Here is a 14,615-nt window from a genome sequence, read left to right on the forward strand (position 1 = left end):
CATCTACTCCCTCAACATCAATTGGAACGGACCTTCGCCGACTTTTATCGTTTTTTTAACATCGACTGTTTCAGCATCCATTACATACACTTCATCACTATCATATCCCGCCACGACCACATCTTCATTGAAGTTCGCCATTTCAAAGGGGTTGACGCCGACCACTTTGCTTTTCACTTCCTCATATTGATCATTCAATTTATATAAGGAGCTTGTACCATGACTAAGGACAAATATGCCTTCAGCATTCTCCAGGAACTTTATCGGCATGGTGGGGGCCTTCAGCTTCTTCTTCAACTCTCCTGTTTTTGCCGAATAAATATATAGATCTTCTTCCACTTGGTCCCCATCACCGTGTCCTCCGATCCATATTTCATCCTTTTCATCCCTTAATAATGTGCCGGTGCTCGAACTATGTACGGGAAATTCGAAATCGACCTTTTTCGTTTCAAGATTTATCACTGAACATTTGGTATCACCAAAATTAATAACATACAAGCGATTTGCTTGCTCTCCTTGAAGAACGGTCAAGGGGCTTTTACCAACCTTGACAATATCCTGTTCCTCCCCATCAGCATTTAAAAAATAAATGGAGTGATTCGCTTGATTGACCGCCACGATGCTTTTTCCATCACGTAACAACTGCATATTGACGATCCCTTTCCCAATTTCCCAACTGTTTATCAGTTTTCCTGCTGATAAAGAGTACACTTGGACTTTTTTCATCTCTTTTCCATAAAGCAGGATAGTATCTTTGTCTGCCAGGAGCAGGGCTCCGGTAAATGGTTCTGAAATATCCCATTTTGCAAATGGATGATAGTTTTCATCTATAAAAGTCAGAGAAGTATCCTTGATATTGACAGTTGCCAGGAAAGGTTCACTTTTATTGATTTTAGTAAATGCATTACCGCTATTACACCCAGTAAGCAGTACGATGGCAAGAAAAAGCCCAATGCCCCACTTCATATTTTAAGCTCCTTATTCATTAAATATCTATTTTTTAAAAATTTTAACAATGATTTGTGAAAAAAGTATGAAGCGGATAAGAATATTTGCTTACAAGCATCCGTATCACACTCGGAAATCATAATCTTTCCAATTCAGTGATATAGAGCATGACGATCGTATTTTTCATTTCTTCTGAAAGCGTAGATTCCATCACGCGTTTAATGCAGAGGTAAAATTTCTCCAATACTGGTTTTCGGGCACGGGGATGGGCATTTTCATCCAAAAGCTCACGGCGGATGAGTTCCGACAAAACTTCCCTTCCACCTCCATCGGTCACCTTACGATTGTTCCATATGCTTAAATAAGCCACCAGTAATTCTTCTTGCCTGATATTTTCTTTCATAGTATCCCTTCCATCCATTACTAATTCATACATATTATTGATCAAGTTCGTAAAGACTATCTTAATAATACGATCACGCTTTTTAAAATTCAAAAAAAGGAGTGAGTACAGTGTCTCAAGTATACCGCTGTCCGAATTGCCGGACAAATAAATCTCGCTTCAATCTCATTCAGCAAGTAGCAACCCCCGTTAAAAAGGATCCGCAATCCGGTGAGATTGTTGAACAATATTCGAACGATTCCCTTCAGCCGTTCCATCTAGCATATAATGGTCCTGAAGTTCGGGTGCAATGTGCTGCGTGCGGATTAATAGAAGACGAAAAGACATTTGCCGCCTTTGGAATGCAAGAATAAAAATGGTCAGACCCACATATGGGTCTGACCATTTTTTCAATCTTTTCCCACCGACATCTTAGCCCGGTCTATGGCAATTGGAATGGCTTTTCCATCCTCATATCCTTCATCCAATAATGCATTCGCGATTTCTATAGCCTTTTCCCTGACATCTTTATCTAGATTCTTCATCGAATTTGGGTAATCGTTCTTATTCCATGGCATTAATACCGCCTCCTTGATAAGAAAGTCTTCTTATATGTTTCCCTTCTTTTATGGGCGGTAAACGTTTATCGGGCCGCTCTCGCTTCCAAAGCTTGCAACTGACCGATCAACATTTCCTTATCCAACTTTTCCCCGATTATGACGATATTCAATGGCATTTTCATCATTTCATTCATATACATCGGCATTCCGTAGGAGTATTGAAATAAATGGGGGTATTGTGAATGTGTAAAGGAAATGTATCCTTTCATTCTATATACCGTTTCCGGCAGGGACCTAAGCCACTCTTCAAAGTCGGTTTGTGCCACGGCACCTTCAAATGTATGAACGATTGCAGTTAAATGCAAATGGTCATGTACATCAAGCTTTTGATGTCCATTATGCCTTTTTCTTTTCATTTGCTGCAATGATGCCAAAGAAATGGCTGCATACTCCGTCAATAAACATACAGCATCCCTATTCAGCGCCTGTATCGTATATATTAGCTGTGCGGCCTCCATCTCACTTACTAAATCGGCTTTATTCAATAATATGAAATCGGCATGGTGGATTTGCTCGGCAAGCAGCTGTCGAAGCTGCGGGGACAGCTCCTCGCGATCGCGCCACCTTAATAAATCGACCACCGTGATAATCCCTTTATACTCCAGCCTTTTGGCGAAAATCGGTGACATGATGCCGTCCAATACTTCAACTGGATGAGCAGCGCCCGTCGTTTCAATATAAACCGCATCCAGGTCATTTTCGGTTAGCAATTCATGAAGCTGAACCTCCAGTTTATCTTGAATTGTGCAGCAGATGCACCCGTCAAACAACTCCTTCAGAGGCACCCCATCACCAATGAGTCCGCTGTCAACCGATACACTGCCGAGCTCATTTAAAAGCACGGCCACTTTTCTGCCCGCGTCACTTTCCTGCTTTAATATATTTCGAAGAAGCGTCGTTTTCCCGCTGCCGAGAAAGCCGCCCAATATGTACACTTCGGTTGTTTTCATTCTTATCTGCTCCTATGATCCGGTTAAATTCGATTCGGTTAAATTTTATCATACTTATCTTACTAAAGCACTTGCCGGATTCACAAAAAAAAACAGCCCGTAAGCTGGTTTCGGACATAGACAAAGTCGAAGAAAAGCGAGTTCGACTGAGGTTTTTTATTTAAAAACGTCCAGTCGATTTCAGAAATCCGCTCCCTTTCCGCCGACTGTCTGCCGAGCCTCCTCGACGAAAGCGTCTGTGGGGTCTCGGCTAGCCAGTTATTCGGCAGGAGTGTCGCAAATTTCTTCAATCCAATGAGGATTAGAGTATAAAACTATTAAGACCGGATTACTATATTCGAGCGTTCGCGAGATTTTTTGACCTTCATCTCACTATTCGGACTCCGAACACCATTTTGTTGCCAAACTGAAATCACGGAGTCCATCTTCGTGGTTACAGACTGTAGGCAAACTCTATGAAAACTCAGTTTGCCTACAGTGTTTTATTTAAAAAGTTCAGTTGATTTCAGAAATCTGCTCTCTTTCCGCCGACTGTCTGACACGCCTCATCGGCGCAAGCTCCTATGGTGTCTCGGCTAGCCAGTTATTCGGCAGGAGTGTCGCAAATTTCTTCAATCCAATGAAGATTAGAGGAAAAAACCATTAAGGATAATCTGGTTGTTTTTAAATCATGGTTCGAGATGAGACCATTCCGAACGCTTTTGACTGCAAAATGAAACAAGCCGGATGGCTTGTTTCAGAATGAAGATAAACTCGAAGAAAAGCGAGTTCGACTGCAGTTTTTTATTTAATAATGTCCAGTCGATTTCAGAAATCCGTTCCCTTTCCGCCGACTGCCTGCCAAGCCTCTTCGGCGCAAGCGCCTGTGGTGTCTTTTCTAGCCAGTTATTCGGCAGGAGTGTCGCAAATTTCTTCAATCCAATAAGGATTACAGGAAAAAACCATTAAGGATAATCTGGTCTTGTTTTTTAAAATCCTGGTTAGGGATGAGACCATTCCGACTTCCCTTTTGTCGACAAATTGAACCAAGCCCTTAAGCTGGTTTTTCAACATTGATTCATGCTTGAACTTCGTCTTTTTCGTAAATCGGCACCCATCCTGCCGCTGTAACGAAAATGCGGACAGCAACAGTTTTCCTATCTTCTGCAAGCGTAAAATAATGTCTTGTTGATTCTGGTACACTAATAAGATCACCTGGATTAAGGCGCACATCAAACCACTGTTTATCCTTGCCTTCGATGGCAAAGATACTCGTTCCGCCTGCTATGAAACGCACTTCATCATCTTCATGGTGATGTTCCTGCTTAAAGTTTTCAAGCATTTGATCCAAGTTCGGATTCGCATCGGATAATGTGATGATATCATGCGCTTTATAGCCTCTTCTTTCGGAGATTTCCGCTATCTCTGATTGGAATGCTACAAGGATTTCCTCCTTGTCAGCATCTGTTAGATCGTATTTTTCCACGAGATGGGCCGGTAATTTAGAAATGTCCCACTGCTCATAAATAACCCCTTGTGTTTCTAAAAATCCTTTTACCTGTTCACCGTTTTCAATAACCTCGTTTGTTTCATGGAATCTGATCGTCGCCATCATTCATTCCTCCTCTATGAGTGTTTATCTTAAAGAACCTGCAAACGCCTTTTGTTGATTAAGCAACAGTTGATATTGAAATAAAAATTCGCAAGCTTCAAGTATTCTCTTTGCTTCGAGTCCGCTTTTACCCCAAACCGTAATACCATGATTGCGGATCAGCACGGCGCCAGAGTCTTCTTCGACATGTGGCTCGAACTTATCGGATAACAGCGGAATGTCAGCATGATTATATATGATTGGAATCCGAAGTTCCGAATCTTCATCCCACCGACCGGTTGCTTTAATGATTTCATGATTACGAAAAGAAACTTGGCCTTCATCTCCGTACAATTCGGATATCACATTATTTTCAACTGTATGGACATGGAGTACACAGTTCGCATTCGTTTTCCGGTAAATGACTGTATGAAGTAAAGTTTCGGCCGATGGTCTTAGGTTCGTTTCTTCAACTGGCTTTCCTTTTAAATCCACCAGTAAAAAGTCCGAATCCGATTGCTTCCTTTTATCCTTACCGCTTGCCGTAATATAAAAGAAAGGGCTTTTGGGCTCCCGAATGGACAAGTTCCCGCTAGTTCCCATAAACCAATCCCTTTCGGCCAGTTCAGCTTTAATGTCTGCCAGCTCCTGCCATTCTTTAGAATGATTGTTCACGCTTTAACCACCTTCTGCTGCTTTAAAATATCAATTACATCAAAAAACGTTTCAAATCCTTGATGTGGAATCCCTTCCCTATCGCATTTTTCAAGCAGTATGTCACGGGCTATGACAAAATCGGCCTGTTTTGCAGCTTCAAAATCCGTTACCGAATCTCCAATAACGAATTTAAAATCTTCCGCACCCGTAATTTCCCTCATAATGGATGGCTTGCAGCAACCGCAATCATTATTACATTGATCATCACAAGTATGTGGCCACTCAATATAAATCTTTTCCTTATCAAAAAATGCATGGTTGCAATAAACGGACTCTGTTGGCAAGATATCATTTAAAAGCGGTGCAATGAAAAAATCCATGCCCCCGCTTACAATATATAAAGGGATGTTGGCTTGTTTCGTATACTCAACGAATTCATAAAACCCTGGACGAATGCCGGCCGTCTTTCTTACATATTGGATGATGTCATCCTTCAAGCCGCTATCAAGCAGGGAAAACATATCCCCTACTCCTGAAGATATACTGATTTTTTGCTGAAGGACACCGTCTTTCAACGCTTCCCATTCCGGAGGCGCAAATTTCTTCATGATTGAAATGATATTATCCGTGTTGGTGATCGTTCCGTCAAAATCACAAAAGATGATCGGTTTCATTATTTCTTATAGGCCTCCCCATAACACAAGAGCTTTTTTTAGTGTTTCATTCTCAAGCGCCGCTTCAGATAGGTCCTTTCCTGCCAGTACGGCTTCTACAGCAGAACGGAAAGCCTTTGCCCCGCCCTCTGCTCCATCAGGATGCCCGTGAATTCCACCTCCGGCATTAATCACACTATCGATTCCAAAATCCTTGATTAGGTCCGGAACCATGCCCGGATGAATGCCAGCAGAAGGAACAGGGAAAGCTTTTTTCCATGAAAGTTCATCTTTTGTCAGAGCTTCAGCAATCGCCAAGGTTTCCTTTTTTTCAAGTGCGACACTTCCATAAGGGGATGGGAACAAGGATAAATCCGCACCTGATAACCTTACTAATTTACCAAGCAATAATGGATAGCCGACCCCATAAAATGATGAAGCTGCCAATGCCCCGCTATATGCGGGGTGCGCCATGATCGGCAGCTTGATACGATCATGTTCACTCAAGGCCTGCAATACATCCAAACCATATGTATGAACGTTGAACAACAAGGCATCTGCCCCTGCATCAGCTGCTTGCTCTGCTTTATCCAATAATTCAAATGTTTTCCCTGATAGATTGACAGCATATAAAGTTCGGTGGCCAGTGGTTTCATAGACTTCATTCAATATTCTTTTTCCCGTTTTTATTCTATCGAAAAATGGAGTCAGGTCCTGGTCGAAGAGGATCTCATCATCTTTAACTAGGTCGACACCTCCTAATGCTTGTTGCCTCAGTTGCTCATTATGGAATGTTAGGTCTCTTCCTAATACACCTTTAAAGATGCTCATCACCAGGGGCCGGTTATATACGCCAACCTTTTCCCTAATGCCTTCAATGCCAAATTGCGGCCCTGGAAAGGCTTTTTGAATATCACCGACAAAATCCAAGTCGATAAGTTTTATTTCTCCATCCAATGAAAGTTTGCCGAAGACCGTCGTGAGGATTGCAGGTAAATCATTGGAGAAATTCCTTGCCGGATAGGCAATTTTAATAAGCGAACGGTATACTTTACGATTAAAGTAGCTGTTTGCCCTCTCTTCTTCAGAAAGTGGTGTCACCGATACGACGCGTCCCTTATGTTTTTCCAGTTGTTTCTGGACCAAATGGGGCAGGTCCGTCCATGTTCCGACAGTCAATCCCAAGGCAATGCTCTCTGCTTTTTTCTCATGATTTCCCTTAGAATCATGAATTAAATATGTAGCGACTATCTCGCTCATTTGATCACTCCTATATCACGTTAGTAAACTCTCGATGTCATTAACCTGAACTGGTCTCAAAATGGAAAAAGCCCCTTCATAAAGAAGAGGCTTTAAAAAGCCATCTTCTTATCTCCCAGCCATTGGCTGCAAGAATTAGCACCGTGCCTTGTGGATTTCAAGAAAAATCCGGCGAAGAATTCCGCCCCATTTTACAATGGAATTACGGTCGGTTGCTGGGGCTTCATAGGGCTAGTCCCTCCACCTGCTCAAAATAAGAAAACGCTGATATATAAATTTGCATCCAAGTATCGAAAGATTAAGAATTTATTTTGTATTCTGACAGGTAATCCCTACTTTGTCAATAAGTTTTAACTATTTAAGGGTGAATTAATCGGATATATCATTGTGGTTAAAATAATTTTAATCTACTTATCCGTTCCACAGCCTCTTTCAGCCGATCTTCCGAAGTCAGCAGCCCTACCCTGACGTATCCTTCGCCAAATTCACCGAATCCATTTCCTGCGGCAACAGCAACGTGGGCATGCGTTAATAAATAGTCTGCAAAACGCTCGGACGTAAAACCTTTAGGTACTTTGAGCCAGGCAAAAAATGATGCCGCAGGAGCTTTGACATCCCAGCCGATTGCCCTCAATCCCTCAATGAAAACATTCCTTCGCCCCTCGTACATCTGCACTAACTGCTCTACACAGCTCTGCGAGTCAAGCAAAGCGCTTGCCGCAGCTTCTTGTATCGCCGGGAAGAGACTCACATAAAGATGGTCTTGTAATAGTTCAAGAGCTTCTATGACACTCTTATTCCCCACTGCGAAGCCGACTCTCCACCCTGCCATATTGTATGTTTTCGATAGTGTGTATATTTCTATTCCTATTTCCTTCGCTCCCTCTGACTGGAGATAGCTTACCGGTTTTTTACCGTCGAATCCTATCGCTCCATAAGCGAAGTCGTGGACCACACAAATTGAATGCTCTTTTGCAAAAGAGACGGTCTCATCAAAGAAACTTTCAGTTGCAGAAGCACCTGTGGGATTGTTCGGATAGTTCAAGAACATCATTTTCGCTTTATCAAGTACTTCTTTATGTATGTCACTGTATTTTGGAAGAAAATCATTTTCTTCTGTCAAGGGCATGAATTCGGTCTTTGCCTGGGCTAAAACAACACCGGAAAGATAATCCGGATAGCCGGGATCCGGAACAAGGATCGTATCACCCGGATTCAATAAACACTGCGGCAGTTCGACAAGACCTGCCTTTCCCCCGAAGAGAATCGCCACTTCACTTTTCGGATCCAGCTTGACACCGTATTCACGTTCATAAAAGACGGCAGCAGCATCTTTTAAATATTGATGCCCCCGAAATGGCGAATATTTATGATTAATCGTTTTTTCAGCGGCAGACTGCAAGCTTTTCACGATATGGTCTGGAGTCGGCTGATCAGGATTTCCCTGGCCTAAATTAATGACATCATGTCCTTGCTCCGTGATGGCATTGACTTTTGCGACTAGTGAGGCAAAAAACTGCTTAGGCAGGTCCTGAAGCTGTCTGGATTTTTCGAATTGCACCATTTTATACACCTTCTCTGAAATTTCTTGAAATTCTAGTCACAAATGATATATGTTTATCATAGTCTTGTAAAGCATTTTTTACATATGGGGGTTTTAAACGATGAAGTGGAAAATAGCTTGTATTCAAATGGATATAGCCATTCGGGCAACCGGATATCAATTTTCAGGTTGCCGAACAATGGTTGGAAAAAGCAGCACGGTCGGAACCCGATATCGTCATTTTACCAGAGCTTTGGACAACCGGATACGACTTAAGCAGGTTAAATGAGATTGCTGATCAAGAGGCCGAAAAAACGATTGAATTTCTTAAAACACAGGCAAGGAAACACGAGATTCACATCGTAGGCGGTTCCATTGCGAAAAAAACGAGCAAGGGAATCTATAACACCATGATCATCATCGATAAACAGGGAAATCTCATAAAAGAATATGATAAGCTTCACTTATTTCAGTTAATGGATGAACATCATTTCCTGAAGCCAGGAGAAAAGGATGGTTTATTTACTCTTGATGAAAAAATATGTGCTGGTTTCATTTGTTATGACATCCGTTTCCCTGAATGGCAGCGAGCCCATACCGCTAAAGGCGCCGAAGTTCTATTCGTTACGGCTGAATGGCCAAAGCCGAGACTCGATCACTGGAGAGCCTTATTGATTAGCCGTGCCATCGAGAACCAAGCCTATGTTGTAGCCGTTAATCGCTCAGGCTCTGATGTCAATAATATATTTGCCGGTCATTCCTTGATAATTGATCCTTGGGGAAATATCATAAGTGAAGCCGGAGAAGGAAACGAACTCCTGACAGGCACCTTGGACTTCAATAAAGTTTCGGATGCACGTAACAAAATACCTGTATTCGAAGATCGTCGTCCTGATTTTTATTAATTTACCCATTGACAAACTATTTAAAAAGTTGATATTATTTTCCCGAAGATTAAAATTTCAGAAAACATTTACTCTTATCAAGAGCAGGCTGAGGGATAAAGGCCCTATGAAGCCCAGCAACCGACTGTAATACCATTGTGAAATGGGGCGGATTCACCGCCGGATTATAAAATCCACAGAGCACGGTGCTAATTCCACCAGAATTCATATTCTGGAAGATAAGAGGTCCGAAGCCAAAACTTCTGCCTCTTTCTATATGAAAGAGGCTTTTTTATTCTTATTTTGAATCCGGAGGGGAAAAGAATGACTCAAAACCATTCAAATTTTAAGAGATTGACAAACGAAACAGCTATAACCCTTGCAAAAAAACTTGGGTTGGTCAATGCGGATGCAAGTTTAACATGTAAAGAAATCGGCGATGGAAACTTAAATTATGTTTTTCATATTACAGACACAGTCACAAATAAAGGAATTATAATTAAACAAGCGGTCCCTTATGCCAAGGTACTTGGCGAAAGCTGGCCGCTGACATTGAAAAGAGCTGCGATTGAGGCGAATGCGTTGATTCATTTCAGAAGTTATTGCCCAGAATTCGTACCGCAAGTCTATTATTCTGATGAACAGCTTGCCATCACGGTCATGGAGGATTTATCGCACTTGAAAATCGTTAGAACAGGATTGATCGAAGGAGATTCATACCCATTGCTTTCTCAGCATATTGGTGAATATGTTGCGAAAACGGCATTTTATACATCCGATTATCATTTAGAACCCTCTGCGAAAAAGGAAGTGGCCCGACATTTCACGAATCCCGAACTCTGCAAAATCACTGAGGTCTTTATTTTCACGGATCCATTTTTTGAGGAACTCCCGGGAGATTTCGAGGTGGAATTGACAGATGCCGCCAAAAATATATGGAATGATAAAGAAGTGATCCTTGAGGTCGCTAAGCTGAAACAAAGCTTTGAAACCGAGCAGGAAGCCTTGCTTCATGGTGATTTACATACTGGAAGTATATTTGCAAGTGAAACTGAAACAAAGGTTATCGATCCGGAATTCGCTTTTTATGGTCCAGTTGGTTTTGACCTTGGTCAATACACCGCCAACCTTCTCTTTCAGGCAGTCACACGTAATAGCGCTGGAAAGGAAGAGATTTTCACACACCTTAATGAATTTTGGAATGCCTTTGAAGAAACTTATTCCGAATTATGGGAAGGCCAAAATAAAAGCCCATTTCGCCATGTGAAAGGTTATCTGCCTTATTTACTGACAAAATTCAAAAAAGATGCATTCGGCTTTGCCGGCTGTGAAATGATTCGGCGAACCATCGGACTTTCCCATGTTGCCGATTTAAATGTCATTGAAGATAAAGAAACAAGGATCGCTGCCAAAACGGCTACATTGGAAATTGGTGCTTTTTTAATTAAAAAACGAGAAGAATTGGATGTTCCAGCTGTAATTGAAGCGTTGAAGCAACGTACACTGCCATCTTATTCAACCATTTAAAAGGAGACCTGCACATGACAAAACTAGCACCATTACCTTATTCGGTACAATGGGCTGATTCCCATATTACATTATTAAATCAACAAGCCCTGCCTTCCATAACTGAATTTATTGAACTTCATTCTGTTGATGATGTATATGACAGCATTTTGACATTAAAAGTTCGCGGTGCCCCAGCAATTGGACTGACGGCAGCATTTGGTGTTGCACTTGGTGCCAAACAGGAAACAACCGCTGAATTAGCGGAATTCAAGAAAAATGTAGCGAGGCATATTGAAAAACTCGCCTCTTCACGGCCAACTGCTGTCAACCTTTTTTGGGCGTTAAGGAGGATGGAAAATACTCTGCAAGCTACGCAAAGCATTTCAACTGCCAAGGAAGCACTTGTATCGGAGGCTAAAGCCATCTTTGCTGAAGATGAAGAAATGTGCAGGAAAATCGGGGAACATGGTTTATCCTTATTCACTAGAGGAGATTCCATTCTAACGCATTGCAACGCTGGGGGAATTGCCACGGCTCGGTATGGCACAGCTTTGGCTCCCTTCCACCTGGCTAAAGAAAAGGACTTTCCGCTAAAAGTGTATGCATGTGAAACCAGGCCTGTCCTGCAAGGGGCGCGTTTGACTGCTTGGGAATTGATGCAAGCGGGGGTGGATGTCACATTAATTTCTGATAATATGGCTGCCCATACGATTCACCAGAAAGGAATAAATGGAATCATCGTCGGTGCCGACAGAATTGCGGCTAATGGAGATACAGCCAATAAAATCGGGACATTGGGATTGGCCATATTAGCCAAGCACTTTGGTATCCCTTTTTACGTGGCCGCACCATCAACCACATTCGACCTTACTCTCGAGTCCGGTACTTCCATCCCGATCGAAGAACGGAATGAAGCGGAAATCACCTTCATTCAAGGTGTTAGGATTGCTCCTGAAAACGTGAAGACTTTCAATCCAGCCTTTGACGTTACACCGAATCATCTAATTACCAGCATCATTACCGAAAATGGCATCATAACACCGGATTTCATTAAAAACATCCCGCTTTTTGTTAAATGATCCAGGTTGCTTTATTGATGATAAAAAACGAGAAGGATTTCGTATCCCTCTCGTTTTTGTGATTATTCTTGCGAGGTCCACAATACAATTTTTATTTTTTGGAAAAGAACTCCTGAAGTGCCTTCTTATTTTTAGTGTAGTCTATTTCCAAAACTGCTCCGGACTGGGGATATATTTCATCTTTAAAGCTTCCTTCCACTGGAACCCTTAAGGTTTCGACGGTGTCCGGTGTATGGAAGACGGCTTTTGGACCCATTTCCATTATTGTTTTCAGTCCAATATCTGTATCCAAGTACGAGAGTCCTTGTTCGATTATATTAGGAAGGGCTGCCATCCCTTCGAAGGACGAGATTTGATTTATAAACGCTGTTTTTAATTGAACCATTACTTCTTGTTGACGCTCAACCCTTCCAAAATCACTTTCATCGTCATGTCTAAAACGGACATATTTCAATATTTCCTCCCCATGTAAAACATTTTTACCGACGCTTGCTTGAATGCTCATATCATCAATGATTTCCTGGTCCACATTCACCGCTACCCCCTCAGGTGCAAGTAAATCGACCATCTTCACGAATCCCTGAAAGTCAATTACCGCTACATGATCGACCTTGACACCAAAGTTTTCCTGTATGGTTTTCTTGAGAAGTTCCCTTCCACCATAATAATAAGCTGCATTTATTTTGTTATATCCTGATTTATTCCCGGGGATTTTCACATAACTATCACGCATAATCGAAGCCAGCTTCAGTTTTTCCTGCTCAGGAAAGTATTTTGCCAGTATAATCGCATCTGATCGAGATTTTTCCTCTCCCCTTGTATCAACACCAATTAACAGAAATGTTTTCACACTTTCCTGGTTCTCTTCTTTGGTTAGTTTTTTTTCCGTACCTGCATTTCCATTTTGTTTGGGTAAAGGGGCATAAGTGCAGCCTGCCAGAATCAAGATCAATAGATTTATGAACAATACCTTTTCTCTCATTACCTCACCTCATCGGAAAATTACCCCTATTCTCTGCCTAATATTGGAATCCTATGCATTAAACGACAAAAAAAGCCTGCCAACGATAATCGCTGACAGGCTATTCGGGCAAAATCATTTATTGATTTCTTTCTTTAATACTTCTACCGCCTTTTTCACTTGTGTGTCATTCTTAAGGATTTTCTCCTGGATGACCTGCATCAATTTCACGGTAGTATCATCTTTAATGGTGCCAGTTTCTTTAATTTTTTGTTCCCTTTGGAATGCTGTGACCGCATTCGTTGTTGCTTCATCAAAGAATCCATCTACCTTACCCGGATCATGTCCCGCTTCCTTCAGCATCTCTTCAGCAGCTTTCACTTCACTCGAAGAATCAGATGCTTTCAATTCCTTATCGGGCGAAATGTACGGAAGGCTGGCATAACCAGGAAGCTTCACAGTAATATCCGGCTTGATCCCTTTTTTATGAATCCAATTGCCTTCAGGAGTCAACCATTTAGCTGCCGTATATTTGAAGTTAGATCCATCTTCAAAGTCTTCGGCAGTCTGCACTGTCCCTTTCCCAAATGACTTGACACCAATCAATGGAATGTCCGCAGATTCACTGACAGCCGCTGCAACGATTTCAGAAGCACTGGCACTTCCGTCATCAATCAACACGACTACCGGGATTTTCAGTTCTCCATCATTCTCCGATTTATAGACTTGTTTTTTCCCGCTGCGCTCCTCAACTTGAAGAACCACTTCCCCATTAGGTATGAACAGGCTTGCCATTTCTATTGCTTGATCAAGCAGTCCCCCCGGGTTTCCCCGCAAATCCAATACGAGACCCTTCATATCCTTCTTCGACATTTCTTCAAGCGCCGTTTTCAGCTCTTGGACTGTATGTTCGGAAAAACTGGTCACTTGAATCTTGGCAACTCCATCATCAAGCATTTCCGCATAAACCGTCTCAATCGGAATTGTGTCCCGTTTAATGGTGAGCTCAATCGGTTCCGACTCACCAGCTCTTGAGATGGATAGATCCACTTTCGTACCCTTCTCGCCCCTGATTTTCAGGACAGCTTCAGAAGAGCTTAGCCCTTCAACGCTTTTACCGTCCACACTTAAAATGATATCATTCGGCTTTACCCCCGCTTTTTCTGCTGGGGACCCTTTTATAGGTGAGACGACCATGATTTGTCCATCCTGCTCCTGAATCTCGGCACCGATTCCTTCAAAAGATGAAGAGATGCTTTCATGGAAACTAGATGCTTCCTTTTTATCCATATAAGCAGAGTAGGGATCATCCAATGATTTGATCATTCCATTAATTGCGCCGTCAACCAGCTTTTCTTCATCAACCTCTTCATAATAGTTATCTTTTATCTTATCGTATGTAGTATATAGCTTTTCAAATTCCGCATGCTTATCCGGTGCTAATGACTCTACTTTTTCATCTCCAAAGGTCAAGGCTATTGTAGTAATCCCTGCAGTTAGAAATATGACTAAGAAAATCCCCATAATGAACGTAAACTTCTTTATTTTAATGAATTTCCCTGCCTCTTTTGGCTGTTCTTGATTTTCTTCTTCCACTGA

The 14,615-nt window shown here is 42.0% G+C and carries 13 protein-coding genes, 2 pseudogenes and 2 riboswitches; of the genes and pseudogenes, 4 read left to right on the plus strand and 11 right to left on the minus strand.

The features are described from left to right. Positions 1 to 3: 3 nt before the first annotated feature. Together OSJ91_RS16050 and OSJ91_RS16055 are read right to left on the minus strand one after the other, a co-directional pair. A complete protein-coding gene (locus OSJ91_RS16050; protein ID WP_485890041.1) occupies positions 4 to 966 on the minus strand; it encodes a YncE family protein in 963 nt (320 codons plus the stop codon). 118 nt (positions 967 to 1,084) lie between these two features. Further along, positions 1,085 to 1,351: a hypothetical protein gene (locus OSJ91_RS16055; RefSeq protein WP_485890042.1), complete on the minus strand. Its 267-nt coding sequence runs from the start codon at positions 1,349 to 1,351 to the stop codon at positions 1,085 to 1,087. 110 nt (positions 1,352 to 1,461) lie between these two features. Here OSJ91_RS16055 and OSJ91_RS16060 point away from each other — a divergent pair, with 110 nt between their 5' ends. Continuing rightward, a complete protein-coding gene (locus OSJ91_RS16060; protein WP_101225235.1) occupies positions 1,462 to 1,704 on the plus strand; it encodes a DNA alkylation repair protein in 243 nt (80 codons plus the stop codon). 57 nt (positions 1,705 to 1,761) lie between these two features. Here OSJ91_RS16060 and OSJ91_RS16065 read toward each other — a convergent pair. The 7 genes and pseudogenes from OSJ91_RS16065 to OSJ91_RS16095 form a co-directional block, all read right to left on the minus strand. Next, positions 1,762 to 1,908, minus strand: a pseudogene (locus tag OSJ91_RS16065) (DUF2188 domain-containing protein); the annotation flags it as partial. A 65-nt stretch (positions 1,909 to 1,973) separates the two neighbouring features. Continuing rightward, positions 1,974 to 2,900 carry a CobW family GTP-binding protein gene (locus tag OSJ91_RS16070; protein ID WP_485890043.1) on the minus strand — a complete coding sequence of 309 codons (927 nt, stop codon included), beginning with the start codon at positions 2,898 to 2,900 and terminating at the stop codon, positions 1,974 to 1,976. Between the two features lie 1,057 nt (positions 2,901 to 3,957). Then, entirely contained in the window at positions 3,958 to 4,491 is a 534-nt protein-coding gene (locus OSJ91_RS16075) for a cupin domain-containing protein (protein WP_137023436.1), read from the minus strand. Positions 4,492 to 4,515: 24 nt separating this feature from the next. Further along, positions 4,516 to 5,145: a methylthioribulose 1-phosphate dehydratase gene (locus OSJ91_RS16080; protein ID WP_350299140.1), complete on the minus strand. Its 630-nt coding sequence runs from the start codon at positions 5,143 to 5,145 to the stop codon at positions 4,516 to 4,518. Then, positions 5,142 to 5,801, minus strand: a complete 660-nt coding sequence (locus OSJ91_RS16085; protein ID WP_350299141.1) for a 2-hydroxy-3-keto-5-methylthiopentenyl-1-phosphate phosphatase — start codon at positions 5,799 to 5,801, stop codon at positions 5,142 to 5,144. The genes OSJ91_RS16080 and OSJ91_RS16085 overlap by 4 nt, the downstream gene beginning before the upstream one ends. Before the next feature lie 6 nt (positions 5,802 to 5,807). Next, positions 5,808 to 7,040, minus strand: a complete 1,233-nt coding sequence (mtnW, locus tag OSJ91_RS16090; protein ID WP_485890044.1) for a 2,3-diketo-5-methylthiopentyl-1-phosphate enolase — start codon at positions 7,038 to 7,040, stop codon at positions 5,808 to 5,810. 105 nt (positions 7,041 to 7,145) lie between these two features. After that, positions 7,146 to 7,300, minus strand: a riboswitch (SAM riboswitch). A gap of 131 nt (positions 7,301 to 7,431) precedes the next feature. Further along, positions 7,432 to 8,604: an aminotransferase class I/II-fold pyridoxal phosphate-dependent enzyme gene (locus tag OSJ91_RS16095; RefSeq protein ID WP_485890045.1), complete on the minus strand. Its 1,173-nt coding sequence runs from the start codon at positions 8,602 to 8,604 to the stop codon at positions 7,432 to 7,434. Between the two features lie 100 nt (positions 8,605 to 8,704). Here OSJ91_RS16095 and OSJ91_RS16100 point away from each other — a divergent pair. The 3 genes and pseudogenes from OSJ91_RS16100 (at position 8,705) to mtnA (ending at position 12,055) form a co-directional block, all read left to right on the plus strand. Next, a pseudogene (locus OSJ91_RS16100) lies at positions 8,705 to 9,488 on the plus strand (carbon-nitrogen family hydrolase). A 71-nt stretch (positions 9,489 to 9,559) separates the two neighbouring features. After that, a riboswitch (SAM riboswitch) is annotated at positions 9,560 to 9,713 on the plus strand. Positions 9,714 to 9,791: 78 nt separating this feature from the next. Continuing rightward, positions 9,792 to 10,994 (plus strand): S-methyl-5-thioribose kinase, encoded by a 1,203-nt coding sequence (mtnK, locus tag OSJ91_RS16105; RefSeq protein WP_485890046.1) that lies wholly within the window; start codon positions 9,792 to 9,794, stop codon positions 10,992 to 10,994. Positions 10,995 to 11,008: 14 nt separating this feature from the next. Then, positions 11,009 to 12,055 (plus strand): S-methyl-5-thioribose-1-phosphate isomerase, encoded by a 1,047-nt coding sequence (mtnA, locus tag OSJ91_RS16110; RefSeq protein WP_485890047.1) that lies wholly within the window; start codon positions 11,009 to 11,011, stop codon positions 12,053 to 12,055. 91 nt (positions 12,056 to 12,146) lie between these two features. On the opposite strand, the gene OSJ91_RS16115 is transcribed toward mtnA, so the two are convergent. Further along, positions 12,147 to 13,037, minus strand: a complete 891-nt coding sequence (locus tag OSJ91_RS16115) for an LCP family protein (RefSeq protein WP_485890048.1) — start codon at positions 13,035 to 13,037, stop codon at positions 12,147 to 12,149. A 114-nt stretch (positions 13,038 to 13,151) separates the two neighbouring features. Next, positions 13,152 to 14,612 carry a lmo1851 family serine protease gene (locus tag OSJ91_RS16120; RefSeq protein ID WP_350299148.1) on the minus strand — a complete coding sequence of 487 codons (1,461 nt, stop codon included), beginning with the start codon at positions 14,610 to 14,612 and terminating at the stop codon, positions 13,152 to 13,154. Positions 14,613 to 14,615: the final 3 nt, after the last annotated feature.

The sequence above is a fragment of the Bacillus sp. T-10(2022) genome, assembly GCF_056502895.1.

Bases quoted from the DNA above. Each gene is read 5' to 3' on its own strand.
- OSJ91_RS16085 (WP_350299141.1), bottom strand. From the start codon at position 5,801: ATGAAACCGATCATCTTTTGTGATTTTGACGGAACGATCACCAACACG.
- OSJ91_RS16095 (WP_485890045.1), bottom strand. From the start codon at position 8,604: ATGGTGCAATTCGAAAAATCCAGACAGCTTCAGGACCTGCCTAAGCAG.
- OSJ91_RS16055 (WP_485890042.1), bottom strand. From the start codon at position 1,351: ATGAAAGAAAATATCAGGCAAGAAGAATTACTGGTGGCTTATTTAAGC.
- OSJ91_RS16050 (WP_485890041.1), bottom strand. From the start codon at position 966: ATGAAGTGGGGCATTGGGCTTTTTCTTGCCATCGTACTGCTTACTGGG.
- mtnA (WP_485890047.1), top strand. From the start codon at position 11,009: ATGACAAAACTAGCACCATTACCTTATTCGGTACAATGGGCTGATTCC.
- OSJ91_RS16075 (WP_137023436.1), bottom strand. From the start codon at position 4,491: ATGGCGACGATCAGATTCCATGAAACAAACGAGGTTATTGAAAACGGT.
- OSJ91_RS16070 (WP_485890043.1), bottom strand. From the start codon at position 2,900: ATGAAAACAACCGAAGTGTACATATTGGGCGGCTTTCTCGGCAGCGGG.
- OSJ91_RS16115 (WP_485890048.1), bottom strand. From the start codon at position 13,037: ATGAGAGAAAAGGTATTGTTCATAAATCTATTGATCTTGATTCTGGCA.
- mtnK (WP_485890046.1), top strand. From the start codon at position 9,792: ATGACTCAAAACCATTCAAATTTTAAGAGATTGACAAACGAAACAGCT.
- mtnW (WP_485890044.1), bottom strand. From the start codon at position 7,040: ATGAGCGAGATAGTCGCTACATATTTAATTCATGATTCTAAGGGAAAT.